Source organism: Mucilaginibacter sp., from assembly GCF_025359345.1.
Lineage (GTDB): Bacteria > Bacteroidota > Bacteroidia > Sphingobacteriales > Sphingobacteriaceae > Mucilaginibacter.
In genome coordinates this window covers 25,745-52,329 of sequence record NZ_JANYGQ010000021.1, presented here as the reverse complement: position 1 = coordinate 52,329, position 26,585 = coordinate 25,745, and the positions used below count along the sequence as shown (strand labels likewise).

23 protein-coding genes and 1 tRNA gene are annotated in these 26,585 nt (G+C 41.9%); 15 read left to right on the top strand and 9 right to left on the bottom strand.

Annotated features, from left to right (window positions below):
• Positions 1–14: 14 nt before the first annotated feature.
• The 10 genes from Q0R52_RS13060 (at position 15) to Q0R52_RS13015 (ending at position 12,483) form a co-directional block, all read left to right on the top strand.
• The gene (locus Q0R52_RS13060; RefSeq protein ID WP_295795110.1) at positions 15–1,931 is read left to right on the top strand and encodes a DUF3857 domain-containing protein; all 1,917 of its coding nucleotides are present in this window, start codon (positions 15–17) and stop codon (positions 1,929–1,931) included.
• A 5-nt stretch (positions 1,932–1,936) separates the two neighbouring features.
• Positions 1,937–3,868, top strand: coding sequence for a DUF3857 domain-containing protein (locus Q0R52_RS13055; RefSeq protein ID WP_295795109.1), 1,932 nt, complete (start codon positions 1,937–1,939; stop codon positions 3,866–3,868).
• A 65-nt stretch (positions 3,869–3,933) separates the two neighbouring features.
• Entirely contained in the window at positions 3,934–4,380 is a 447-nt protein-coding gene (locus Q0R52_RS13050) for a hypothetical protein (protein WP_252792875.1), read from the top strand.
• The gene (gene aat / locus Q0R52_RS13045; protein WP_295795108.1) at positions 4,361–4,999 is read left to right on the top strand and encodes a leucyl/phenylalanyl-tRNA--protein transferase; all 639 of its coding nucleotides are present in this window, start codon (positions 4,361–4,363) and stop codon (positions 4,997–4,999) included. The genes Q0R52_RS13050 and aat overlap by 20 nt, the downstream gene beginning before the upstream one ends.
• 114 nt (positions 5,000–5,113) lie before the next feature.
• Positions 5,114–5,683: a crossover junction endodeoxyribonuclease RuvC gene (ruvC, locus tag Q0R52_RS13040; protein WP_252792877.1), complete on the top strand. Its 570-nt coding sequence runs from the start codon at positions 5,114–5,116 to the stop codon at positions 5,681–5,683.
• 367 nt (positions 5,684–6,050) lie between these two features.
• On the top strand, positions 6,051–6,296 hold the full coding sequence (locus Q0R52_RS13035; RefSeq protein ID WP_295795107.1) for a hypothetical protein: 246 nt from the start codon (positions 6,051–6,053) through the stop codon (positions 6,294–6,296).
• Positions 6,257–6,706: a hypothetical protein gene (locus Q0R52_RS13030; RefSeq protein ID WP_295795106.1), complete on the top strand. Its 450-nt coding sequence runs from the start codon at positions 6,257–6,259 to the stop codon at positions 6,704–6,706. Before Q0R52_RS13035 ends, Q0R52_RS13030 begins: the two co-directional genes overlap by 40 nt.
• Positions 6,703–8,565, top strand: a complete 1,863-nt coding sequence (locus Q0R52_RS13025) for an ABC-F family ATP-binding cassette domain-containing protein (RefSeq protein ID WP_295795105.1) — start codon at positions 6,703–6,705, stop codon at positions 8,563–8,565. The genes Q0R52_RS13030 and Q0R52_RS13025 overlap by 4 nt, the downstream gene beginning before the upstream one ends.
• Before the next feature lie 294 nt (positions 8,566–8,859).
• Positions 8,860–10,722: a tRNA uridine-5-carboxymethylaminomethyl(34) synthesis enzyme MnmG gene (gene mnmG / locus Q0R52_RS13020; protein ID WP_295795126.1), complete on the top strand. Its 1,863-nt coding sequence runs from the start codon at positions 8,860–8,862 to the stop codon at positions 10,720–10,722.
• A 117-nt stretch (positions 10,723–10,839) separates the two neighbouring features.
• On the top strand, positions 10,840–12,483 hold the full coding sequence (locus Q0R52_RS13015) for an Ig-like domain-containing protein (protein ID WP_295795104.1): 1,644 nt from the start codon (positions 10,840–10,842) through the stop codon (positions 12,481–12,483).
• Here the strand turns inward: Q0R52_RS13015 and Q0R52_RS13010 are convergent.
• Positions 12,473–12,985 (bottom strand): gamma carbonic anhydrase family protein, encoded by a 513-nt coding sequence (locus Q0R52_RS13010; RefSeq protein WP_252792883.1) that lies wholly within the window; start codon positions 12,983–12,985, stop codon positions 12,473–12,475. The two genes, Q0R52_RS13015 and Q0R52_RS13010, sit on opposite strands and share 11 nt — an antisense overlap.
• An 83-nt stretch (positions 12,986–13,068) precedes the next feature.
• On the opposite strand from Q0R52_RS13010, the gene Q0R52_RS13005 reads away from it, so the two are divergent.
• Both Q0R52_RS13005 and Q0R52_RS13000 read left to right on the top strand, forming a co-directional pair.
• Positions 13,069–13,602: a hypothetical protein gene (locus Q0R52_RS13005; protein ID WP_295795103.1), complete on the top strand. Its 534-nt coding sequence runs from the start codon at positions 13,069–13,071 to the stop codon at positions 13,600–13,602.
• 43 nt (positions 13,603–13,645) lie between these two features.
• Positions 13,646–13,718, top strand: a tRNA-Gly gene (locus Q0R52_RS13000).
• 69 nt (positions 13,719–13,787) lie between these two features.
• Here Q0R52_RS13000 and Q0R52_RS12995 read toward each other — a convergent pair.
• Together Q0R52_RS12995 and nadB are read right to left on the bottom strand one after the other, a co-directional pair.
• On the bottom strand, positions 13,788–14,291 hold the full coding sequence (locus tag Q0R52_RS12995) for a hypothetical protein (protein ID WP_295795102.1): 504 nt from the start codon (positions 14,289–14,291) through the stop codon (positions 13,788–13,790).
• Positions 14,292–14,332: 41 nt separating this feature from the next.
• On the bottom strand, positions 14,333–15,928 hold the full coding sequence (gene nadB, locus Q0R52_RS12990) for an L-aspartate oxidase (protein WP_295795101.1): 1,596 nt from the start codon (positions 15,926–15,928) through the stop codon (positions 14,333–14,335).
• A gap of 405 nt (positions 15,929–16,333) precedes the next feature.
• Between nadB and nadA the strand changes: the two genes are divergently transcribed.
• Both nadA and Q0R52_RS12980 read left to right on the top strand, forming a co-directional pair.
• Positions 16,334–17,326, top strand: a complete 993-nt coding sequence (nadA, locus tag Q0R52_RS12985; RefSeq protein ID WP_295795100.1) for a quinolinate synthase NadA — start codon at positions 16,334–16,336, stop codon at positions 17,324–17,326.
• Positions 17,327–17,604: 278 nt separating this feature from the next.
• Positions 17,605–18,165: a restriction endonuclease gene (locus Q0R52_RS12980; protein ID WP_295795099.1), complete on the top strand. Its 561-nt coding sequence runs from the start codon at positions 17,605–17,607 to the stop codon at positions 18,163–18,165.
• Between the two features lie 297 nt (positions 18,166–18,462).
• On the opposite strand, the gene Q0R52_RS12975 is transcribed toward Q0R52_RS12980, so the two are convergent.
• Positions 18,463–19,164 (bottom strand): hypothetical protein, encoded by a 702-nt coding sequence (locus Q0R52_RS12975; protein WP_295795098.1) that lies wholly within the window; start codon positions 19,162–19,164, stop codon positions 18,463–18,465.
• A gap of 211 nt (positions 19,165–19,375) precedes the next feature.
• Positions 19,376–20,992, bottom strand: coding sequence for a hypothetical protein (locus tag Q0R52_RS12970; protein WP_295795097.1), 1,617 nt, complete (start codon positions 20,990–20,992; stop codon positions 19,376–19,378).
• 327 nt (positions 20,993–21,319) lie between these two features.
• Between Q0R52_RS12970 and thiL the strand changes: the two genes are divergently transcribed.
• Positions 21,320–22,369 (top strand): thiamine-phosphate kinase, encoded by a 1,050-nt coding sequence (thiL, locus tag Q0R52_RS12965; RefSeq protein WP_295795096.1) that lies wholly within the window; start codon positions 21,320–21,322, stop codon positions 22,367–22,369.
• Positions 22,370–22,591: 222 nt separating this feature from the next.
• Here the strand turns inward: thiL and Q0R52_RS12960 are convergent, their stop codons facing one another.
• From Q0R52_RS12960 to Q0R52_RS12945, 4 genes are all read right to left on the bottom strand, one after another.
• Positions 22,592–22,858, bottom strand: coding sequence for a GIY-YIG nuclease family protein (locus Q0R52_RS12960; protein WP_295795095.1), 267 nt, complete (start codon positions 22,856–22,858; stop codon positions 22,592–22,594).
• 115 nt (positions 22,859–22,973) lie between these two features.
• Positions 22,974–24,227 carry a glycosyltransferase gene (locus Q0R52_RS12955; RefSeq protein ID WP_295795094.1) on the bottom strand — a complete coding sequence of 418 codons (1,254 nt, stop codon included), beginning with the start codon at positions 24,225–24,227 and terminating at the stop codon, positions 22,974–22,976.
• 71 nt (positions 24,228–24,298) lie between these two features.
• The gene (locus tag Q0R52_RS12950) at positions 24,299–25,117 is read right to left on the bottom strand and encodes a Fic family protein (protein WP_295795093.1); all 819 of its coding nucleotides are present in this window, start codon (positions 25,115–25,117) and stop codon (positions 24,299–24,301) included.
• Positions 25,118–25,186: 69 nt separating this feature from the next.
• A complete protein-coding gene (locus Q0R52_RS12945; RefSeq protein ID WP_295795092.1) occupies positions 25,187–26,581 on the bottom strand; it encodes a DNA recombination protein RmuC in 1,395 nt (464 codons plus the stop codon).
• Between the last annotated feature and the right edge of the window lie 4 nt (positions 26,582–26,585).

Genomic DNA, 26,585 nt, shown 5'->3' with positions numbered 1-26,585 from the left:
ACAAGGGTTAAATAATGAAAAAGCTTTTTTTAATATGCAGTATATGCATAATTGGGTTTAATGCTAAAGGGCAAAAGTCGCCAGGCGAATTGCCTGTTACCATGCCATTTGGCAAAGTAAGCAAGGAGGACTTGGAGATGAAGTCGTGCGATTTTGAGCCCGATGCCAATGCCGAGGTGCTTTTTGACAAAGGCGATGTATCGTTTAGTGCGGGTATTGCCTATAAAAGGCATGTGCGCATCAAGATTTTTAATGACAGAGGCAAAGACTGGGGAAGCCAGAAGATTGAGTACATAGGGGTCAGTGAAATTCAACAGATTACCGACATTGAAGCCGAAACGATAAACCTCAACAATGGAAACATTGAGATTTTTAAGGTGGATAAAAAAGATTTATACAAACAGCGGGCCGACAGGACGTTCTATACCATAGCATTTTCGTTGCCTAATGTTCAGCCGGGGTCTGTGCTCGATATACAATACACCGTCTTTTCGCATAACCTTAACCTTTTCCCCGATTGGTATTTTCAATCGTCGATACCTACCCGTTACAGCGAGTTTAAGGCGGCTATACCCGGCGAGGTTTACTACAAACCACTGGAAAAAGTTAGCCAGCCATACGCTAAAAATACCGAGGAAATTAAAGCGATGGTAAATATCCCATCATTACGGGATGAGCCCTTTATGGGCGCCCGTAAAGACAACCTGCAGCACATTCAGTATCTTTTGGGAAGCGCGCAACGTATTTCGGGGGGCACAAACGAGTACGGCAATACCTGGAAACAAATAGGGAAGGCTGAAATCAGGTATACCGACTTCGGGCAGCAAATGGACAGGGGCTTGTCCGGAGAGCGCGTTATACTTGATAAGGCAAAGGCCATAAAAGATACCTCGGCAAAAATTGCTTTTATATTTAACGAGGTAAAAAATGCCATGAAGTGGAATGAGATTGATGAACCTTACACACAAGACGGTACTTCGGAAGCGTGGACAAAGAAATCGGGCAACTCAACCGAAATCAATTTAATATTGTATCATTTATTACATAAGGCGGGCATAAATGCGCTGCCGATGATGGTGAGTACACGCGAACATGGTAAGGTTAACCCGGGGTACCCTAATCCGTACATATTTAACCGCACAGTTGCCTACGTGCCTGGCGATGATGCAAATTTTTACGTGCTTGATGCCACCGGTAAATACAACGTTTACAACGAAATACCGGTGCCATTACTAAACGGGATGGGTTTTTATATCGACGACGACCACGAAAAATACGACCTGTTTTTTTTAAATAAAACGGAACCCGTAAAACAAATGGTCACCATAAATGCCGAAATTAAGCCGGGCGGTAAAATGACCGGCAACGCCCATATAAACAGTTATAGCCAGAACCGGATTGATGCCATAAAAAGATATAAAACCGATGGTGAAAAAAAGTATATCGAGTACCTGCTGGATAAGGATAACAGCCTGGGCATAGGAGCGCTAAAGTTTGAGAATATGGAGGTTGACTCGTTGCCATTGTTACAGGTTATTGACTTTAACCAGGAACTTACCGGATCAGACGAAAATTATATCTACTTTAATTCAAACCTGTTTACGCAGTTCCGCAAAAACCCTTTTTTAAGTGATACCCGTGTTACCGACATTGATTTTAGCTACCCGAACAGCTATGCGCTAAACGGCACGTTTAAAATTCCACCCGGCTACAAAACCGATGCGCTGCCAAAGAGCGCCACCATGACTATGCCAGATAACAGTATCAGCTTCAAACGGATTGTAAGCGAAGAAGACGGCACAATTGCGATGCGCTACTACATATCATTTAGGCGGTCGATATATTTTAAGGAGAACTATGCAGAATTTCATGAATTTTTAAAGAAAATGTATGAAATGCTGAATGAACAAGTTGTGTTGAAAAAAGGATAAGAACCATGCAGAATAAATATTTAAGCTATCTTTTAATTACTGCAGCAGCGATAACGCTGTCAGCAAAAACCTATAGCCAGGACAAAAAAATAGACCCCGCTCTATACAGTGCCGCCAGCATACCCGACTCGTTAAAGGAGGGCGCCAACTCGGTAGTACGTTATTCAGCAACTGATATAGTTGTTAAGGGGCCGGGTAAGATGATCAAGCGTGTGCATAATATTGTGACCGTTTTAAATGAAAAGGCCGACCGCGAAGCGGTGATGGTGCTGGGCTACAACAAAAAGTACGACACCTTTAGCGATATTGAGATGCGTATTTATAACGAAAAAGGCGTATCGCTAAAAAAATATCATAAAGGCGATATGTATGACGGTGCCGCAAGCGGCGGTGAACTGGTATCCGATGAGCGTTTTTTAGGCGTAAGGCATACCATAGCCTCATACCCGGCCACAGTTGAAACTGAATATGAAGAAGACATTACCAGCCTGGTTGATTTAGGCGGATGGGATTTTCAGGGTAATGAACAATCGGTACAAAATGCGTTTGTGCACCTGCAGATTAGCAACGATGCAGGTTTTCGCTACCTCGCAAAAAACATCAAAATAACACCCGAAAAGAAGGCTGTCGAAAACCTTGATGATTACACCTGGAAAGTAAGCAACATAAAGGCTTTTAAAATTGAAGATGGCGCGGTGCCGTGGCGGGTATTGCCACGTATATATTTTGCTGATAATAATTTTGAGTTTTATGGGGTAAAGGGCAATTTCAGCACTTGGACCGAGTTCGGCAAGTTTATAAAAGGCCTCAATGCCGATGTGTGCTCGTTATCGCCGCAGCGCGTGGAAGAAATACGGCGAATGACCGACACAATAAAAACCGACAAGGCGAAGGCAGAGTTTTTATACAATTATATGCAAAAAAGCATGCGATATGTTAGCGTGCAGCTGGGTATTGGCGGCCTGAAGCCATTCCCCGCAACGTTCGTTGACCAACAGAAATATGGCGATTGCAAAGCACTTTCAAATTATATGTATGCATTACTTAAGGCGGTTCATATCCCATCGAATTATGCTGTAATAAATGCAGAGGCAAATAAAGAGCCGGCCGATTTTTCGTTTCCGTATAACGGGTTTAACCACGTTATTTTGTGTATCCCATTTAAGGGCGATACAACATGGCTGGAATGCACCAGCAGTATAACCAAATTTGGCAAATTGGGCCCGTTTACTGAAAACCGCACAGCATTGTTAATTAGTGACGATGGCGGTAAGCTGGTAAATACCCCGCGCAGCAAAATGGAAGACAACCAGTTTAACAGTGAGGCCCACATAGTATTGGGTGCCGATGGTGGTGCTAAAACGCAGGTAAAAATTTTATCAACCGGCGAATACCGCTTTGATTATATAAACCTGGCTGCAACAAAAGTTGACGACCAGAAGGAATCTTATTTGCGCATGCTGAATATTAAACAGCCGAGTACATTTAACATCACCAGCGGCAACGATATTGGCGGCGTTAAGGAAGTGGATTTGGAACTGGAGTACGATAAGTTTTGCGATGTAATGGCTGGCGATAAACAGTTTTATAAGCCCCGGGCATTTGATCTTTGCGCCTTTAGCGTACCGATTGAGGAAAAAAGGAAATCAGACTTTTACTTTAACTCGCCCATGCAAAAATCGTGCGTTACCACTATTGAATTACCGGCAGGTTTTGAGGTGGAAACACTTCCGGCTAACCAGTCGTTGAAATTTACATATGGTAATTATGACATTACCTACGTTTATAATGCAGCTAAAAACCAGGTAGTGAGCACCGCCAAGTTTAACATAAACAACCACGTTATACCAGCTGCAAAATACACCGAGCTGCAGCAATATATTGACGCAGTGGCCCGGGCACAAAATAAAAAGCTGGTAATAAAGCGCAAGGCGTAAATTTGATACTGTTGATTACCGGAATTTTTAACAAAATTGATGCTTGATTTGAAGAAAACTAACCGATGAATCAGAAAAAAGCATTGTTGGGTATAACTTGCTCAGTAGTTGGAGTATTAGGCGTATTATTCCTTTGCGACGTTGTAAGTTTTGTGGAAGATCTTTATTTTAAACAAAACAGAAGCCTGGTTGATTTCCTTCCCGGTGGTGGATTTATTTTGGCGTTCTGTTTTCTTTTGTTTATAGGTATTGTTTTGCAAATCACCTTGTTTAGGGTTTTATATCGACTCAAAAACCTGTTTAAGGCGTTAATTGCCATAGGTATTGCTGTCTTAATTGTTTTAATAACATATATTTTCTCACAATCTTTAGATACCGGCATATTTTTCTCGATCGGATTCCTGGTTTATACGATATTGAATTTTTTTACTCATAAAAAATTAAGCACAATTATTAAAGCGGGTAATAAAGCGCAAGGCGTAAATTTGCCTGATGATTTTCAGGCTCGATGAACGTTTGCTGTTTCCCAACCCGGCTTTAGCCGAGGATGATGGCTTGCTGGCTATCGGCGGCGATTTATCGACCGAACGCCTGATGTTGGCCTATCAAAATGGCATTTTCCCCTGGTACAGCGAGGACGAACCGATCCTGTGGTTTTCGCCGCACGAGCGGTTTGTGCTTTACCCGGATGAATTGAAGGTGTCAAAATCAATGCAGCGGGTGTTAAAATCGGGCAGGTTTAGCATCACCATAAATAAAGCTTTTGAAGCGGTTATAGCAGCCTGTTCAAAAGCCCCGCGCCCAGGCCAGGACGGTACGTGGATAACGGCAGACATGCAGGCCGCATACATCACCCTTAATAAAAAAGGCTATGCCCATTCTGTTGAGGTATGGGAGAATGGCGAACTGGTTGGCGGCTTGTATGGGGTACAAGTAAACAACGTTTTTTGCGGCGAAAGCATGTTTAGCAAAGTAAGCAATGCCTCAAAGACCGCGCTGATTTACTTGTGCAAAAGCGGGAAATATAATTTGATAGATTGCCAGGTACACACCCCGCATTTGGAATCGATGGGTGCGAGAATAGTAAGCCGTTCGGAGTATACATCGGTACTGGAAAGCCCTTCGGTATAAAATGCAGTTTTATTCCCACCAAAAAATGCCGTAGTTTGCAGTTGCCGGTCCGCACCTGGCATTCAAGCATTTTTTCACTGTAAAACTGCCAACTCAAAACTGCCAACTTAAAGCATGGAGACCAAAAAAGAACGAATAATACTAGGCATCGACCCCGGCACCGCGGTAATGGGCTACGGCCTGGTAAAAGAGGTAGGCACTAAAATTGAACTGATAAGCCTTGGTGTGGTGAAGATGGAAAAAATTGACGACCACATGCTGAAGCTGCAGCGCATTTTTGAAAAAACCGTCGCTCTTATTGATAACTACAACCCGGATTGCCTGGCCATTGAGGCCCCGTTTTATGGTAAAAACATACAGGTGATGCTGAAGCTTGGCCGGGCCCAGGGCATGGCTATTGCAGCCGCACTGTCGCGGAATTTGGATATTACCGAATACGCGCCACGAAAGATAAAACAATCCATCACCGGTAATGGCAACGCCACAAAAGAGCAGGTTGCCGCCATGCTGCAAACCCTGCTCAAATTTACCGAAACTCCCGATTTTCTTGATGCTACAGATGGACTGGCAGTGGCTGTTTGTCATTCATTCCAGCGCGTACCCACGGGCAAAGGCGGTGGCAGCAAAAAATCATACTCCGGCTGGGATACTTTTGTGCAGGACAATAAGAAGCGGATTGTGTGAATGCGATATTTAGCTTGAATCTACCGGTTTGAACTACAATATTTAAGCTTATTTTAGAACAAAACAGTTATGCCGACTGGGGTGATTGAATATGCAGTGCTGTCAAAACAGTGTCAGCATATCGCTTATTTTGTTTTGCTATCTTTCATTAAATCTGTTTGATACCCGCATCTCCGGAAGAACAAGTAAAGTTGTTTAGCTCTAAATATTTTATAATATTCTGTAAATCAATTGTTTATATACAATTTCAAGGATCGTATAAATAGTGTTTCATAGCAATTCCCTTATAAAACAGCCAGTCCTGTTTAAAATACCGATAGATAGTCCAGTTTAATTATTCGTATTTTTGCAAAAAATTGGGTGCCAAATGGTTAACAAGGCTATAGTGGTGGGTGCAGGCGGATTAGTGGGCGGCGAACTTTTAAATATTTTACTCTCTTCGCCCGGCTATGATGAGGTTTTAATTTTAGTGCGAAAGGAATTATCGCTAAAACACCCTAAGTTAACACAATTGGTTGTTGATTTTAATAGGTTGCATCACTATTCGGCAGCAATTACAGGCGATACGCTGTTTTGCTGTCTTGGTTCAACCGGAAAAAAACGCCTGACTTAACCGAATACCGGAAGATTGACCATGATTATCCGCTGCAATTGGCGCAAATTGGCCTGGCTAATAACATAAGCCAATACCATTTAGTGTCGGCAATTGGCGCCGACGCTGGTTCGTCTAATTTTTATACAAAAATGAAAGGCGAAACGGAGCAGGATATTATTAAGGTCGGATTGCCTGGATTGCATATTTACCGGCCATCATTTTTAGCAGGTAAGCGGAACGAGAGCAGGCCAATGGAAAGTTTCTTTTCAGTAGTGATGAAGTTAGTCGACCCACTGTTGTTTGGAAGTTTAAGAAAATACAAGAGCATAGCTGCTGCCACAGTTGCAAAAGCCATGTACAATCAATCATTAAAGAATGAACCAGGGGTACACATTTACCCTTCAGATAAAATAAAAGAACTAGCGTGAGTAATTATATATCAGCAGAAAATTTAGGTCACTCCTTTCACGACCACTGGCTTTTCAGAAATGTGTCCATCGGCATTAACCGTGGCCGTCGCGTAGCCCTTGTGGGCATTAACGGAGCGGGGAAAACCACGCTTTTAAAACTACTGTCCGGTAGCTTAAAACCAACCGAGGGCAAAGTTGCCCAAATGCGCGATTTAAACCTGGGCTATCTGGAACAAGACCCCTGGTTTAAAGATGCAGTAACTATAAGCGACTATATCTTCCACGCGGACGATATTCAGCAGCAAATGATACGCAAGTATGAAGAATTGCTGGAAAACGACCCTGAAAACGAAAAGGCCATCGCCAATGTGATGGAAGAAATGAGCAATGTGGATGCCTGGGAATATGAATATAAAATAAAGACCATTTTGGGCCGGTTGGATATTCATCACCTTAATCAAAAAATAAATACACTATCAGGTGGTCAGAAGAAACGTTTGGCACTTGCTAAGCTATTGATAGAAGATCCGGACATCTACATTTTGGATGAGCCAACCAACCATTTGGATATAGACACCATTGAATGGCTGGAGAAATTACTGACTGACGGCTCAAAAACCATCCTGATGGTTACCCACGACAGGTACTTCCTGGATAATGTGTGTAACGAAATTTTAGAGATAGATAAGGGTAAGATAATCCCCTATGTAGGCAACTACGGCTATTATTTAGAAAAAAAGGCGGAACGCGAAAGTGCTGATGAAGCATCTTTCCAAAAAAACAGTAATTTATTACGCAAAGAGCTGGAGTGGATGCGCCGTCAGCCACAAGCCCGGGGTACCAAATCAAAAGCGCGTATTGATGCCTTTTACGATTTGGAGGAGAAAACCAAAAATGGTGGCGCTAAGCAAAAAGTTGAATTAAGTGTGAAAACAGCGCGCCAGGGAAATAAAATTATGGAGATGAACCACCTCTATAAGGCATTCCGCGGCCAAACTTTCATAAACAACTTCAGCTATATATTCAAAAAAGGTGACCGGATTGGTTTAGCCGGAAAAAACGGTAGTGGTAAATCAACGCTGCTAAACTTAATAACCGGTGGCCTGGAACCTGATAAGGGTGTAATAGACAAAGGAGAGACTACTGTAATTGGATATTTTCATCAGCAGGGAATAACTTTTAAAGAAGACGAGCGCGTTATCGATATCGTAAAAAACGTAGCTGAGTTTATTACTATGGCCGACGGCAAGTTAATCTCTGCCTCTGCCCTACTCACATTGTTCCTTTTTCCCCCGGCCAAACAGTATGGATTTATATCAAAACTAAGCGGCGGCGAGAAAAAACGTTTGCAGTTGATGAGTATCCTGATGAAAAATCCAAATTTTCTTATCCTGGATGAGCCGACAAATGACCTTGATATCGATACACTGAACGTACTGGAAGAATTTTTAACCAACTACACCGGTGTTCTAATGATAGTATCGCACGACAGGTACTTACTCGATAAGTTAACCGACCAGCTTTTTATTATGGAAGACGGCGGCCATGTAAAAATATACAATGGAAATTACTCCTCGTACAGGCTTGAGCTGGAAGAAAACAAGCAACAAAACAAGCGCAACCCCGTTATTGAAACACCCAAGGCAGAAGTAAAAAAGAATAAACTTAATTTCAAGGAGCAAAAAGAACTGGATAACCTCGAAAGCGAGATAGCATCAATTGAAAAACAATTAAAAGAACGGAATGATGCGCTTAATGTGGTAGGTATACAGCCGGCGAAATTAAACGAAATACTACAGCAAATACAAACACTAAATAGCCAACTGGATGAAAAAAGCTTCCGTTGGATTGAGTTAACAGAATTAAAAGAGGCTTAACTATGAAAACTTCGGATGTATTGGCCTCTATTGGTGTAATAATATTACTCGTAGCCTTTTTACTAAATTTATATAAAAAGCTACCCTCCCAGAGTAAAACTTATAGTTTAATCAATTTTATAGGTGCGGGAATATGTTGCCTTTCATCTTATTTAATAAAGTTTTACCCCTTTGTTATACTGGAAGGTGTTTGGGGATTCGTAGCTCTGCTATCATTGTTTAATGTTCCACGTGGAACATCGACAGAAAAAGATCAATAATTAAAACATGTTCCACGTGGAACATATAATTAAAATGTTTAAAAAGTATAATGTAATAGTTGTAGGCGCCGGTCACGCCGGTTGCGAAGCAGCTGCGGCAGCGGCCAATCTTGGCTCATCTGTACTATTAATCACTATGAACATGGGGGTTATAGCGCAAATGAGCTGTAATCCTGCTATGGGCGGAGTTGCTAAAGGGCAAATAGTGCGCGAGATTGATGCTATGGGGGGTTACTCCGGAATTATCACAGATAAAACTTCGGTTCAGTTCCGTATGCTCAACCGCTCGAAAGGCCCCGCCATGTGGAGTCCGCGTGCACAAAGTGACCGCATGCGCTTCGCGGAAGAATGGCGCCTGGCTTTAGAACGCATACCTAATGTCGACTTCTGGCAGGATACGGTTACTTCTCTATTAGTAAAAAACAACACCATTTCCGGCGTAAAAACATCACTGGGTATTGAGATCGAAGCCGATGCTGTAGTACTAACCAATGGCACATTCTTGAATGGATTAATACATATAGGCGAGAAAAGGTTTGGAGGTGGTCGTACTGCAGAGAAAGCAGCTACCGGCCTAACGGAGCAATTGGTTGAATTAGGTTTCGAATCCGGCAGGATGAAGACCGGTACCCCTCCCCGTGTTGATGGTCGCAGCCTGAACTATAGCTTAATGGAAGAACAATGGGGAGACGAAGAACGTGGCCGCTTTTCATTTACCGACGTTGAACAACCAAAAGAACAACGCTGCTGCTGGATAACCTATACCAACACAGCCGTACACGAAACATTAAAAGAGGGTTTCGAAAAGTCACCCATGTTTACCGGGCGTATAAAAGGATTAGGCCCCAGGTATTGCCCATCAATCGAAGATAAAATAAACCGCTTTGCAGAGCGTGACCGCCATCAGATTTTTGTTGAGCCTGAAGGTTGGGATACCGTCGAAATTTATGTTAATGGATTTTCCACCTCACTACCAGAGGATATACAATATAAAGCACTGATACAAATACCCGGATTTGAAAAAGCAAAAATGTTCAGGCCGGGCTACGCCATAGAGTACGACTACTTTCCCCCTACCCAACTTGGCTTAACACTCGAAACAAAATTGATAAGCAATCTATATTTCGCCGGGCAAATTAATGGAACAACAGGCTACGAGGAAGCCGCATCACAGGGTTTCATTGCGGGTATTAACGCTCATCAAAAAATCCATGATAAGCACGAACTCATTATGAAGCGTTCTGAGTCATACATCGGTGTATTGATTGATGACCTGGTGACCAAAGGAACCGAAGAGCCTTACCGCATGTTTACATCGCGGGCTGAACATCGTTTATTATTAAGGCAAGACAATGCCGATATTCGGTTGAGCCCAATAGGCCATGAACTTGGTTTGGTCAATGACGCGCGGCTTGAAAAAGTAAACAACAAAATAAAAAACTCCGACGAAATAGTTGCCTATACCCGATCAAAATCAATAGCACCGGCCGACGTTAATTCTTTGCTTGAAAGCCTTGACACCAGTTCCCTTACCCAAAACACAAAACTGTTTAATTTAATAAGTCGCCCACAAATTGGTTTTGAAGATTTGCGTAAGGCGGATACATCACTTAATGAGTTGCTGTCTGTCTACGATAAAGAAACAATAGAACAAGCAGAAATTAAAATTAAATATGAAAGCTATTTTGAAAAAGAACTGGAGATTGTGGCCAAGATGAAGAAAATGGAAGACAAGGAAATAAACCCCGGCTTCGATTACAACCACCTGGTTTCCCTGTCGAAAGAGGCGCGTGAAAAATTGATGAAAATAAAACCACGCACTTTAGGGCAGGCATCCAGGATTTCGGGGGTAACACCGTCGGACATATCGGTTTTAATGGTTCACATCACCAGATAGTACTATAATTAATTGATAATTAGCCATTTATAAAAATTTCTCGTTAGATTAATTATTTTAAATTTTTAATATTACAGCTCGTCAAAATAAAAAAATCGATTATAGCGTTTAAAAACCATGTTAAATAAAAAGCCGCCTTTTTCCGGGTTACTATTTTGTGTTTTTTGTGCCATTTTACTCAGTTTTGGGTGTGCAAACCGCCAATTACCCCAGGGTGGGCCACGCGACCACGATCCACCAAAATTATTGAAGGCGACCCCGGAAAATATGACCCGGCATTTTTCGGCGAAAACAATCAAGCTCGATTTTGACGAATATTTTAGAATGACAAATACCTACTCGGAAGTTACCATGAGCCCTACCCCGGCTAAATTACCCGAGTATAAAATAAAAGACAAGAGCTTAATTATAAATCTTAAAGACACGCTGGAAAAAAATACGACCTACGTAATAAATTTTGGTAAAGCTATCGGCGACGTAAATGAGTCGAACGTTTTAAAAAACTTTACGTACGTTTTTTCAACCGGCGAACACATCGATTCATTGAGTGTTTCGGGAACCGTGTTTAATACATCCACCGGGCTAAAAGAAAAAGATGCCACGGTTATGCTTTTTACATTAAAACAGGATTCGCTTTTATTTGGCAAAAAGAAACCAAGCATTTACGCGACAACCGACAGCGCCGGTAATTTTTCTTTAAACAACCTGCATCCCGACGATTATCGTATCTACGCTTTGAAAGAACAGGCCCCTGATAAAATTTATAATAAGGACGATGAACTTATTGCTTTTAGTAAAAAGATTATCCACCTGGAACGTGACAGCGCAAATATTGAATTAAAGCTATTTAAACAAGCGCCGGCCAAATTCAGGGTTGAGCGAAGAAGTGACGCCGACAGCCGGATGGTAATGACATTTAATCGCAGACCGGATAACCCTTCTTTAAAGATTCTATATCCCGCCGATTTCGACAAGTACAAAATTGCAAACTTTACCCCCACTCACGACACCGTAAGTTTGTTTATGCGTAACCTGGCATTCGACTCCCTGAGTGTTGCTATACTCGATAAAAATAAACCTATCGATACCGTTTACTTTCGGAAACGTTTAAAAGAAACCTATAGCCGTACTATTTATTTCAGTTATAATATTACCAACGATAATCATCTTAAACCGGGAACCGACCTCATTATAAAATCAAATTATCCTATTGAGAATTTTGATAGCAACCTTTTTAGTTTGAAAGAAGATTCTGCAGAAGCAAGTAATTATACCATACAGAAAGATACCACCGACCTGAGAAACCTGGTATTGAAATATCGCTGGAAGCAAAATGACAATTATACACTCACCATCGAAAACAGTGCTGTAACTGATATTTATGGAGAAAAAAATAAACGTCCCCCTGTAAAAAAATTCACAATAGATAAGCAGGAAAATTACAGCCTGCTTACCCTCGCAGTTACCGTCTCAGATACCGGTAAATCATACATTGTTGAGTTATATAACGAAAATAAACAACTTTTACGCAGCGATGCTATACATAAAACTGCATCATTGGTTTATAAAAACTACTTAACAGGGAAGTACAATGTTAAAGTGATTTATGACGCTAACAACAACGGTAGATGGGATAGCGGCAATGTGAAGCTGAAACAGCAACCCGAAAATATTTGGATAGATGAGACCCCCATAACCCTTCGGGCTAACTGGGAACAGGTTACGCCTATAACTGTGCCCAGGGAACCAACTACTCCTTAAACCAACCGGAATACATAATATATCTTCCGGGCAACTCATCAAGCAAGGTGCGCTGCTCGGGAGTTATAGGTTTTATTTTTTTTGCCGGTGTGCCTGCATAAAGGAAACCAGATTCACAGATCGTTTTCTCGAGCACAACCGACCCCGCAGCAATAATTACATATTCTTCAACAATGGCGTGATCCATCACTATAGCGCCCATACCTATCAGCACGTTATCTTTAAGCGTGCAGCCATGTACCAGGGCGTTGTGGCCAATAGATACATTGTTACCTATGTGGGTTGGTGCATACATATAGGTGCAATGGATACAGGCACCATCCTGTATATTGGTATTATTTCCAATCTTAATATAATGTACATCCCCGCGTATAACAGCATTAAACCAAATGGAGCAGTTATCACCAATCTCGACATCACCTACAATGGTAGCATTTGGCGCAATAAAACAATCATTTCCCCATGAGGGGCTTATATTTTTAACCGGCAGGATTACAGGCATCTTTTAATTAGTGAATTAGTGAGTTATTCTAATTATTTAAGTAAGTTTGATAAAACCCAAACTTACTTATAAACCTCCCAACTATGATAAAGTTATCGTTAACAATTTTCTTTTTGTTTGGATTGGTGGTTTCCTATGGACAAACCCATAACGAACTCAACAAAGATACCACTCACTTTAAAAATGCGCCGCTTTATATTTTGCAACCACCGCTTACCAACCAAATAGAGGCCTCGGGTATTGTAATAAAACCTGAAGATATTGAATCTATAAATGTGCGTAAAGACATTGCGTCGGTAGAAGAATACGGCCAAAAAGCAAAAAACGGCGTTATAATTTTAAAAACAAAGAAAGTCCTTAAAATTAAAATACTTAGCGAATTACTTGAGGGCTTTAGAATCACTAATAAAAATTTACCTGTGTTTATTGACAGCACAATAGCAAATAAACCAGCTACATATTATTTTGATCCTGAAGTTATTAAATCAGCAGGTATTAAAAAAGAACTAAGTACCGGAATGGAATACATCAGCATAATATCAATTTATCCAACACATCATCCAAAACAAGACAAAGCTCATATCAAGGGGAAAGTTTCCGATATAAAAGTTAATTAATAAATTATCTGATTAATACTATATTTGAACGTTAAACTTATAAGCGGAAATAGCTCAGTTGGTAGAGCATCCGTTTCCCAAACTGAAGGCCGCGGGTTCGAATCCCGTTTTCCGCTCACTAAATCTCCGGACAGATTCAAATATTGGCATAAGCACTTTAAAAAAGTGCTGACAGTGGTTTGTCACTAGAGCCTGTTTATCTCAAACGTCAGCTTATTGGTGTATTGCTCAAAGTAATGAATACATAGCCTGGTATTATTTACAATCCATTCTAAAATTATTTCTGTTTCCGTTATCTCTTTATTTTGCGGCTCACCAAATAATTTTTGAATATGGGTCTTTATTAGATCTAAACTCTGCTTTGCTTCTTCATTACCGGTTACATAAAAAATTATTGAGTTAAATATTTTATAAACACTATCCTCGCGGTGGTTCCAGTAAGTAGTTGTAAATGGTAAAGTAAGCCCTCTTAAAATAGTATGTTCGCCCCAGTTATAAACAGACCTATCGGCAAAAAGCTTTTCCTTCACTTCTATCTCTTTCGATAGTTGTTTTATTGGCACACCCCATTCCAGAAACTTACTATTGTCTTCAAATAATAATCCATGACCAAGCAGTTCACTTAAAGAACTATTATTTATATCGAATTTTACTTTCTTTTTTCTTCTAAAAAAATTAAATAAGCTCATTAACAGAATCTTATAATCCTACAAATCCAAAAAATCTTAGTTTAACAAACCGTATCATGTACTTCCTGAGCATGCGGAGCATAATCAGTAGTATAATGCAGCCCCCTGCTTTCTTTCCGCATCATCGCAGATTTGACTACCAGGTACGATACCTGTATCAAATTCCTTAATTCACAAAGTTTTACAGAAAGTTTTGTTTTTTTATAAAAGTCTTCAGTTTCTTCGTGTAACAACCCTAAGCGGCGCATAGCCCTTTCGAGCCTGAAATCTGACCTTACAATACCCACGTAGTCATTCATCAGCTTTTGCATTTCGCGTACGTTGTGGGTAACCAGGATGTCTTCATTCGACAACTGCACACCCTTCTCGTCCCAGTCGGGTATATTATCAGGAATGGTTATATCTTTAATTTGTTCAATTGCATCTTTATAAATACGGTGCGCAAATACCAAAGCCTCTAATAACGAATTGGATGCCAGCCTGTTAGCACCATGTAAACCAGTTGACGAGCATTCTCCACAGGCATATAAACGCATTAAGGATGAACGGCCAACATGATCGACCATAACACCGCCGCACATATAATGACAGGCGGGTGCAACCGGTATCATATCACGTGTCATATCAATACCTATCTCTAAACATTTAGCGTAAATATTAGGAAAATGCGCCAGGATATCCTTTTTACTGCGATGGGTTATATCCAAATAAACAAAATCCTCACCCGATTTTTTTATCTCGGCATCTATGGCCCTGGCAACAATATCCCTGGGTGCTAATGATCTACGCTCATCATATTCCTGCATAAATTCTTCGCCATTAGTGCGTTTTAAAACACCACCCATGCCCCTTACAGCTTCAGACACAAGGAAAGAAGGATATTCACCGGGATTATATAAAGCAGTAGGGTGAAACTGGATAAATTCCATATTCCTTACTTTTCCTTTTGCCCGGTAAACCATGGCAACACCATCACCGGTAGCAATGGTAGGATTGGTGGTTATAGAGTAAATATGCCCAGCCCCACCTGATGCCATTACCGTAATTTTCGAGAGTATTTTCTCAACATTTTTTGTTTCATTATTGAATGCATAAATACCGTAGCAGGTTATATCGGTAGAAGATTTATCAACAAACTCACCTAAATGGTGCTGCGTAATTAAATCAACCGCGAAATAATGGGTAAGTATTTCAATATTAGGGTTATTGTGTATTTGTTCTAATAACGACCGTTCAATTTCATACCCGGTGATATCCTTATAATGCAGCACACGGAATTCGGAATGACCTCCTTCTTTGGCCAGGTCGTAGATACCTTCTTTTGTCTTGTCGAAATTGGTTCCGTAGTCAATAATTTCATTAATTCTTGCCGGGCCTTCAGTAACTACGGCACGCACTGCTTCAACATCACAAAGGCCGTCGCCGGCAATTAAGGTATCTTCTATGTGTTTTTCGAAGGAATCTTCCTTTTTATCCACAACTACCGCAACGCCGCCCTGGGCATACTTAGTGTTCGACTCGTCTTCATTGCTCTTTGTAACTATCAGAACTTTACCGTGTTTGGCTGCCTTAAGGGCAAAACTTAAACCGGCAATACCCGAACCTACCACCAGGAAATCAACAGATTTGGCCATCATTTATATGTACTATGTGTAAAATTATATATGTTGTTAATAAGCCGGGTAAAAGATGTTAATTTTGTGTAAGCAAAAACCTAATAAGTATTTGCTTAGTGGATAACTCCAATTTTTGGCCACTTTTACAACTAATTTTAACTGACTTATGAGCCCGATAAGCGCCAAAGCTAACATTTTGAAAAGTAAAAAAGTATTAACAAATAACTTTTGAAAGTAAAATTAGCTTATTATAGAAATCTAAAAATCAAAAGGATAGATGAAATAAAAAGTACATTTAATGTTAATAAATTATTAAAAAAAACTTTTTAGCCATCTTTTAAAAGTAGTTTTAAACATAACTAACACACTAATAAATAATAGTTTTATTTATATATAAAATTAGTTGTTATTAATTGAATTGTTGAAATGGATACCTTCGAAGAAATAAATGTGAAAGGTTTTGTTGAGGAAGATATTGACCCCTCACTGGACCTGTTTGATGAAATTGATAAACTTAAAAAGGAAAAAAATGCTGTTATCCTTGCTCACTACTACCAGGAACCCGATATACAGGATATTGCTGACTATATTGGCGACAGCCTTGGGCTATCGCAACAAGCTGCAAAAACTGATGCCGACATTATCGTTTTCGCCGGTGTGCACTTCATGGCCGAGACAGCAAAGATTTTATCTCCTTCAAAAAAAGTTTTACTACCCGACGTAAAGGCCGGCTGCTCATTAGCCGACAGCTGTCCACCGCATTTGTTTAAAAAGTTTAAGGAGCAATATCCAGACCATTTGGTAATAACTTACGTAAACTGCACAGCCGAGCTAAAAGCTATGAGCGACATAGTTTGCACCAGCAGCAATGCTGTAGGGATTGTGGAAAGCCTGCCAAAAGACCAGAAAATAATCTTCGGCCCTGATAAAAACCTGGGGGCTTATGTAGCCAAAAAAACGGGACGTGATTTGGTTTTATGGAACGGCGCCTGTATGGTACACGAGATATTTTCGAGAGAGAAGATAACCAAATTAAAAGAGCGTCATCCTGGTGCCAAGCTGTTGGCCCATCCTGAATGCGAGGAAGTTATTTTGCAGATGGCCGATTACATAGGTTCAACAACCGGCATATTAAAATACGCAACCAATCACCCGGATAAAGAATTTATAGTAGCAACCGAAGCGGGTATTTTGCACCAGATGCAAAAGGAAAATCCGGATAAAACGTTTATCCCGGCCCCTCCAAACAACAACTGCGCCTGTAACGATTGCCCGCACATGAAACGTAATACATTGGAGAAACTGTATTTATGTTTAAAAAACGGCTATCCTGAAGTTACCGTACCGCAGCATATTATTGAAAAGGCGGTAAAACCTATTGAGCGAATGCTGGAGATATCGGCCAGGTTGGGGTTATAAAACAGCCCTCCCGCGCGTCATTGCGAGGAACGAAGCAACCTCTACTTAGGACATTCATGAAACTTTATCCTGATGGTGAACTAAAAACGGCTGATAGTTCACCATAAAACTATTGCTTCTTGGATTTGCATACGTAGAGATTGCTTCATTCCTCGCAATGACGAGTGTGATAGGTAGAAGCCCTAAAATCCAAAAAATTTTTCCCGCCTACGGCGGATATAATGGTCCGGGTTGCACGATTTTTTCTACTTTTCTATCACACAAAATAAAACCGATAAATGAGAGATAATTCATTCACCGGCACCAGCATAGCCGGCGATGACTACGTGGAGCAAATGACGCCCACAGAGTTTGAAGAAACAGTATATAAGTATATTGCGGAGCTCGGCCAAAACCTACCGGGATTTAAGGTAGCACACAATACACGCGTAACCGGTACCGATGGCATTTACCAGGCAGATATACTGGCTAGCTATACAGAATTAAACGTTAATATGATTGTGCTGATAGAATGCAAACATTACACGAACCCCGTTACCAGGGAAAAGATTCAAATATTAAACGATAAGTTACGGTCGACAGGAGCGCAGAAGGGTATATTATTTTCTACATCAGGCTTCCAATCCGGTGCAATTGAATATGCGATACGCCATAAAATCGCGCTGGTACGTTTACTTACCAGCCGGTTTGAAAAGGTGACCAATACGCTGGCAAAACCTAAGCGACCGGTATACGCCCCACCGGCGCCACGCACATTCATTGGGGAGTTTTATGCGGCCGATAAGATGAGTTATATTGGAACGGGTAAGATAGCGGAACTGGTAAACTATTGTATTTAGGCCATCTACAATCGGCGGTATAAAAAATTGTCATTGCGAGCGAGGAACGAGCGCGGCAACCGCGAACTGTACAGGGCGGACTTGCACAGTTCGCGGTTGCTTCGTACCTCGCAATGACAAGTGTAGATTTTGTACAGCGTAAAACACAAAAAATTTTTCCCGCCTACGGCGGATATAATGGTCCGGGTTGCGCGATTTTTCTGCGCCAACTGCAATAAATGTGAAAAAAAGAATCGATGGCCTCATCGATTATCGATGTTTTATTACAAAACCAAATTACTTACAGCAAACCCATCTTCAACGCCGTAAAAAAAATCTGCGAAAAATCCTATGAATCTTAGTTACAATCGACAGGTGTGTGTCAGTCGGTAAATGTGTTTCTAAATGGACTTCTATAGGTATAATCGGGTCTGCTGCGTGGAAGTAAGTCATATTCGGCCAATCCAAACCTTTCAACGTAGGTAATTCATGTGGGTGAAAGTGATCTTTAAACGGATTGATATAAGCGTAGTGAATAGGATTGTAGCTATCCATAGAGCTTAGTGCGCCATTTGTTCCATACCAAAAAACATACATTTGTTCCCCAGTTACAGGATCATAAAAATACTTATTAGTCTCCTCGAAATTATGAATGTTAGAAATAGCGTCAATCGGACTTGAATAAATTTCACGCCCTGCCTGATCAAACACAACCTTACCCTTGAATATTAAAATTCCCCGGTTATAACCTTCGGCATTTACCAGCGTATAGTTTCCAACGGCTTGCCGTTCTCTAATTTCTACATCCGGAATGGAGTAATAAGTTTCTAAAATTCTATTTGTAAGTTCAGAAGGGTCTTTATAATATATTAAATAAACTATCGCGTCTTTATAAAACTCCTCTTTAATCTTAACAAGCCCAGCCACAGTAGTTACTTTAATATAGCGATCAAGTTGTTCCTTTTGTACTGCCGTGATTGGTTGTTCAAGATCATTTTCATAAGAAATAGTTGTTGCCATCTTCGTGAATATTGTAGTTTATATTCAAAACTGCTACAATATATTGTTTATTGATAACTTTTGTTTATTCGTAATTTCAGGGTGCGCCGGGTTAAAAAAACACCACAAAAAACACCGGCTGCTTCATCAACAACCGGTGTTTTTTCTAAATCAGACTAATCTTTTTTTAATCGGTGAAATCACAAAAGTATAATCGGTGAAATCACAAAAACTATATAGCTTTAGCCAGCCACAATGAAGCGTTTAAATGAAACGCAGGGTGCGAAGTAAACCCTGATGGCGCATCGCCCGACCAGCCGTTAAACAAGCTGTCGCCGGTGTCGCCCGTGCCATCATCAGCATCCGAGCTGTCGCCGATAAACACAACACGACCGCTGCCATAAGTTGATAATAACGCCATTACGCCGGTAGTGCCGCCATTGGTAAAGCTGCTGCGCCAGAAAAGGCCCTGCACATTAGCATTGTCGCCAGGGAATAGCGTAGCTGTTGTGCCATCATAAAAAGCCATTTTCGATGCAGTACCTGCCGCGCCGTTCAACGCTTTTTGTGCATTGGTATTGGTGCCGGTGTAAACGTTGCTGCTTGGCTGATCGTTAATGTCGATATAATCGATATTAAAGCCGAAAGGATGGGTATTGTTGATGCCGTTGTTGGTCATCAAATCGTTCCAAACGCGTGGAGAATCGAAACCATCACCGTCCCTGTCGCTTGGGTTATAGCCATTGGCATCGGTGCCGCCGGTAGTAGCCGCGGTATGGTCGGCAACCATCATCAGGCCGCCGCCGGCAGCGATGAAATTCATAATGGCAGTTTTTTCGGCTGCTGAAAATAAGCGGTTTGGTTCGCACACCACAAAAACATCATAGTTACTTAAATCCTGTGCGTTGCTTGAGTTGCCGTAAGTTATGGCGCCACCATTTGGCAGCGTTTCAACAAGTTCGCCGTCTTTAACAAGCGCTACTGCCCATGAAGAAAGTGCACCTTTCCAATAAGTTTCGGCAGTGGTTGATGTTATGCCGGTATAAGAAGGTGTTGGTACGCGCTGTGCCTTGGTTTCAACTGTTGTGCCGCCGGTATAAAGCGGAACATTTTCTGTACCGTCGGCATCAATCTGCCAGTCTGCACTGCCTGCATTTTCATATTTGGTAGCATCAAATAAGAATTTTTTCCCGGTAACAATTGTACCGCCGCCGGTACCGCCACCACCGCTGTTATCGTTAATAGTGATATCGTCGATATTGATACGGTTGGTGCCACCGGTAAGCTTGCGTATTTCCAAACGTACATTACCTGTTTGGGTAATGGTGAACGATTGAGTTTGCAATGTAGTAGTAGTGGTGATATTGCTGCCGCTTTGGGTCCAGGTACTGCCACCATTAACAGAATACCATAAACCCCAGGTGCTGGCACCGTCGCTGCTGTAGGTTCCATGTTTTATAGTAACTGTGCTGATACCGGTAGTAACATCAAACAACATGGTAATTTTACCTGTGTTACGTATGCGTGCCGACCATGAACCAGCCTTTAAATCGCCGGCCAGGTTGCCGATCAACGCATCAAACATATTCCACGAATTTCCGCTAAGCGTTACGTTGTCGCCGCTCGATGACCCTGTCGGTGTAACATCATAAGCTGTTTTTGGGCTGGTTGCACCAACCTCGAAACCCTGGGTTAGCGAAACAGCATCAGTGTGAAGTTTCGTGCCGGCGATGTTTTCAGTAGCAGCTGTTTTTACAGGCGCAATTTGATTTTTATTACAGCCAACCAGTAATAAACCTGCAACAAATGCAATACACGCGGGATGAAGAAATTTGTAAATGATTTTCATAGATAAAAATTTGGTTAAATAATTTATTTAAAGGTAAATATAGCAAGCGCAAATATTGTTTAATAATTATTATATTAATATTAAGATAATTTATATTATGTGTTAAGAAAAGGTTGGTTGCACAGTCCCGCAACCTGCTGCTGTTGGATTTAGATGGGCTTATAGCCATAAATGCGTTTTCCTTTCGTATTTTTGCAGGCTCGCCGATAAGGGGTTAAAATCTAAAAAATTTTTCCCGCCTCCGGAGAATATGATGTTAACCAGGTTGCGCGATTTTTCAAAATCGGTGTAATCAAAAAAACAATCGGTGTAATCACCAGTAAAACTATGTTTGATAATAAAGAAAGAACAAATATTGAAGCGTTAGGCGAATTTGGCCTGATAGACTATTTGACGAAAAATATAAAGCTTACCCAGAAAAGCACCACCAAAGGTGTTGGCGATGATGCCGCCGTGCTTGATTTTGACGGCAAGAAAACGCTGATATCAACGGATTTACTTTTAGAAGGGATCCATTTTGATTTGGCATATACACCATTGAAACATCTGGGCTACAAGGCTATACAGGTAAACCTGAGCGATATTTACGCCATGAACGGCACCGCATCGCAGGTAACGGTTTCAATCGGTATCAGCAGCAAATTTCCGCTGGAAGCCGTGGAAGAATTATATGACGGCATTTACCTGGCCTGCGATAAATATAATGTTGATTTGGTGGGCGGCGATACTTCATCGTCAAAGCAGGGGCTGGTTATCAGCGTAACATCTATTGGTTATGCCGATGAAAAGGATGTGGTTTACCGCAATGGGGCCGAAGAGGGCGATTTGATTTGTGTATCCGGGGATCTGGGCGGCGCCTACACCGGCCTGCAGCTGCTGGAACGCGAAAAGCTGATCTACCTGGAGAACCCCAAAATTCAACCCGATCTTGAAGGCAAAGACTACATAGTTGAACGCCAGCTAAAACCAGAGGCCCGGAGAGACATCATCGACTTGCTAAAAGAAATAGAAGTGAAGCCAACAGCGATGATCGATATCTCCGATGGTTTGGCATCCGAGCTGCTGCATATATGCAAACAAAGCAACAAAGGCTGCAACCTGTACGAAGAAAAAATCCCGCTGGACCCAATGACCTTCGAAACCGCCCGCGAATTTAACCTCGATCCAACTGTGTGCGCCCTGAGTGGTGGCGAAGACTACGAACTCCTCTTCACCGTAAAGCAAGCCGACTACGACAAGATTAAGTTTAAAATGGATATCACCATCATCGGCTATATCACCGAGCCCTCAGCGGGCTGCAATTTAGTCACCAAAAGCGGAACTGTGCATGAGTTAAAGGCGCAGGGGTGGAATGCGTTTGGTACGCAGGTTGGATAAGGACGAGTCTGAAAATTTGTCATTGCGAGCGAGGTACGAGCGCGGCAACCGCGAACTTTACAGAGCTGTCATGCATAGTTCGCGACGGCTCTGTTCCTCAATGACAGGATGGGGCTAAAAAATTTGTCATTGCGAGCGAGGAACGAGCGCGGCAACCGCACGCTATGTATCTCCCCCAAGCCAATCCGCTGGCTAATCGTACCACCCCTCACTTAAATCGTTTCAGGACGGATTATCCCTCACAATCAAATCGACTTTCTTTTGTCGAGAACCCGCCTTAAGCTGCTTCTCCCGTGCAATTGCATCTTGTATCCACTGAAACTCTTCATAATAAACCAATTTATTGCACTCGTACTTAGCAGAAAAACCGTTGAACGTTTTATGTTTATGGTCGTAAATGCGTGATTCAAGACTATTTGTAACCCCAATATAAAGAACCGTGTTAGCTTTATTCGTGATTATATAGATATAATAGGCATGTACTTTCATAAACTAAAATAGCGATTTGGTGTCGAGCAAAAAGAATAGTCCAGCATATTTTATACCGTTCACTTCGCTATGTATAGTTCGCGGTTGCCGCTCTGCGCTCGCAATGACAAAAAAATTAAACCACGGAAAAATACCCCTCAATCTCCCTTACCGCATTTTCCAACCCATTCTCATTCCTGATCTTTTCGCCAATTATCAATACATTTTCCTGAACTTCATCGTTATCAATCTTAACCAACGCATCAATCAATTTGCCCGAAGTAAGTTTTTTAACAGGGATATGAACCCCCAGGCCCATCCGTTCAATTATTTTACCCCAGGTTGGCTGGTCGGTATAAAACGAAATAATAATTACCGGCAAATTATTTCGCAGCATAGCCGCCAGCGTGCCCGCCCCGCCGTGAAATATGCCGGCTTTGCATTGCGGTAAAACCGTGTGGTGATTTACGTATTTGGTGACAAACAGATTTTTATGCACCGGCAAATTATCAAACACCGACCATCCCGTGCAAAACAAAATACGCTCGTTGGTTTTTGTTAATACGTCGTTTAGTATCGCCTCAAATTTTTCGGTATTACCCACGCCATTACTGCCGAAGCCCATGTATACCGGCTTGCCGCCTTCTGTAAGCCAGGCTTTCAACGCAGCGTCATCTTTGTTTTCCTGCGGAACGTCGGGCACGGTTAAAAACCCGGTTATTTTGGAGTTGCCTGCCCAATCTTTTGGCTGAGGTATAAGGTTGGGGCTTAGGCAGTATAAGTCCAGCGGGTTTTGCTTCGCAATGTGCTGAACAAGGGTTTCCTTTAACGGGGCCAAACCAATTTCCTGCCTGAACTCGTTTGTTTCCTGTTTAACAAACTTCCAATAAAAAGCATGGGCCAGCTTATAAGTAAACTTATTATACCAGGGAAAGTTAAAAAAATCAAAGTCGGCCAGCGGAAACTCGGCAGTGGGAACCACAGGCGGCATAAAATAAGTAAGAGCTATTTTCTTGCCCTGCTTTTCGGCAAGAGCCCCGGTAATTTGCAGGGTAGCCAGGTTTGCAATAATAAAGTCGACCTTAGCAAAACCCTCAATATATGATTGCCGCAGCGGGACTTTGGCGCTGTTAAGTACCTTAAAAAAATACTTCATCAGCTTAATGGTGTTTTCAGCTTTCAACACACTTTGTCCTTCGGGCCGGTTCATCATTTCTTCGGCATTGCCGTACAGCGGGTGAAATGCCACCCCATACCCATCAACCAAATCTTTAAAGTTTTCCGGTGCCGCTATGGTAACCAGGTGACCGCGGGCCATAAGGCCCAAAGCCAAAGCAATATAAGGCTGCACATCGCCGCGCGTGCCATAGGTGAAAATGCCGATATTCATGGCCACAAATTAGCGCGAATTAATTCGAATTACACGAATTATTTAGCGGCAGAACGAACAGCAGTAAGCGTTTATTCAGAAGCTCCTCCGCCAGCTGGCGGAGGCTGGGGGGAAAAGGCATTAGGCAGCATCAACAAAAAAGGCAAGGCTTTTGAATAATCGAGGTCATCATAAAATACGCCGAGCTTGTTAAGGTTTTTATAATAGTTGTTTACGTTCTTATAATAGTTTAACTCGCTTTGCAGGAACCATGCCTTGCTGCCCAGCTTTTCGGCAATAAACCATTTTTCAAGCAGTCGCCCCGCACGCCCATTGCCATCTTCGAACGGATGAATATTTACAAACACAATATGAATAAAGGAAGCGTAATAGAAAACATCAGCGCAACTTAAAGATTGTGTTTTCAAATATTCGATGTCATCCCATAACAAATCAAGAAGCCCGCTTACCAGGCCAGCCGGCGCGGCTTCAAATTGTATGCGACCGGTATTATGTTCCATTATAACCATATTGCCGGTGCGAAATTTGCCTTGTTTGCGTGCAGGTAAAAGGTGCGTGGCGAGCAATTTATGCGCATGCAAAAAGTTTGCTGCCGTCAAGTGGTTTTGTTGGGCGAAAACATATGCCAGGTATAGATCGTTTGGTTTTTCGACAAGGTTGGGCAGGTATTCAATATCCAGCATTTTGTGCTTTATGTAGCTGTCTATCTCCATTTGTTCTCCCTCAATACGGGACGAAGCGATTGCCGATACGGAAGTGTAGAAACTGAAAGTTTCGGTGGATATTTCGGCTTCCTTCAAACTTTCAAAGGAGGTTTGTAAATCGATACTGACGAGCCGGCGGTATTCATCCAAAAGAAGTGTCGGTATTATTTTTAACTCCGCTGCCATATAAAACACAAATTAGCACGAATTAAATCGAATTTCACGAATTATTTAAAAAGGTATAAAATACAGCAGTTATTCTTCTGCTCCCCCGCCATCTGACGGAGCCTGGGGGGCATATTTCTGGTCAATCTGCTTATTTGCCTTTGCGCCCAACCCTTTAATTTTTTCCGCTGTTTTTATCAAATTGCCCGACCCTTCACTCAGCTTGTTAAGCGCATTATCATAAGCCGACTGGCTTAGTTTAATGTTTTTGCCGATGCCTTCCATATCTCCAACAAAGCCGACAAACTTATCGTACATGGCACCACTCAACCGTGCAATCTCCAGCACGTTGCGGTTCTGGCGCTCCTGTTTCCAGATGCTGGCGATAGTGCGTAATGTGGCAAGCAAAGTAGACGGACTAACAATTACCACCCGTTTATCCCAGGCATCGCTGAAAAGTTCCGCATCCAGCTGCACGGCAAAACTAAACGATGATTCTATCGGCACAAAAAGCAGCACAAAATCGGGGGAGTTTATCTGGTACAGATCATGATAGTTTTTAGCGGACAAATTACTCACATGACCACGAATGGACTCTACATGCGCTTTTGAAAATAACCTCCGCTCTTCCTCCGTCTCGCAGTTTACCAATCGTTCATAAGCAATTAACGATACCTTGGAGTCGATCACCAAATGCTTATCGTCCGGTAAATCAATAATCGCGTCCGGTTGCAGGCGGGTGCCGTCTGTTGTGGTAATGCTGGCTTGCAGACGGTACTCCTGGCCCTTCACCAAGCCCGAGCGTTCCAGTACTTTTTCGAGGATCACCTCGCCCCAGTTGCCCTGCTTTTTGTTATCGCCCTTTAGTGCTTTGGTAAGGTTTTGTGCCTCACTGCTGATGAGCTTGTTTAAATCCATCAATTGGGTAATAACACCCTTTAGCGTGTTACGCTCGGCGGCCTCCATGTTGTAAACCTTCTCTACCTTATCTTCAAAAGCCTTAATGTTTTCTTTTAGCGGATTTAGCAACACATCCAAATTGCTGCGGTTGGTCTCAATAAACTTCTGCGATTTTTCGTCGAGCAGTTTATTGGCGATGTTCTGAAACTCCAGCTGGAAATCCTTCCGGATCTGGTCGACCTCAATTTTTTGCTCCTGTATTTTTTCCTGTTGTGATTTATAATATGCCCGCGCACTTTCCAGCGACTGGTTTGCCGTCGACAATTGCGACCGCTCGTAAACCAACTCGTCCAGCAAGCGGCCCTTCTCTTCTTTTAACAGGTTTGTAATGCTCTCTTTTTCGGCGATTAACCCGGTGGCATATTGCCTGGATGTGGCAAGTTCAATTTGGAGTGCCCGGTTCTCTTTTTCCAGCAACATCATATCATCTGATGATATACCATTGCTGCTTTTCGGCTTCTTTAAAAATAAAACAACAGCAAGTAAAAGGATGATAATCGAGGCGATTAAAATGTATAATTCCATTTTT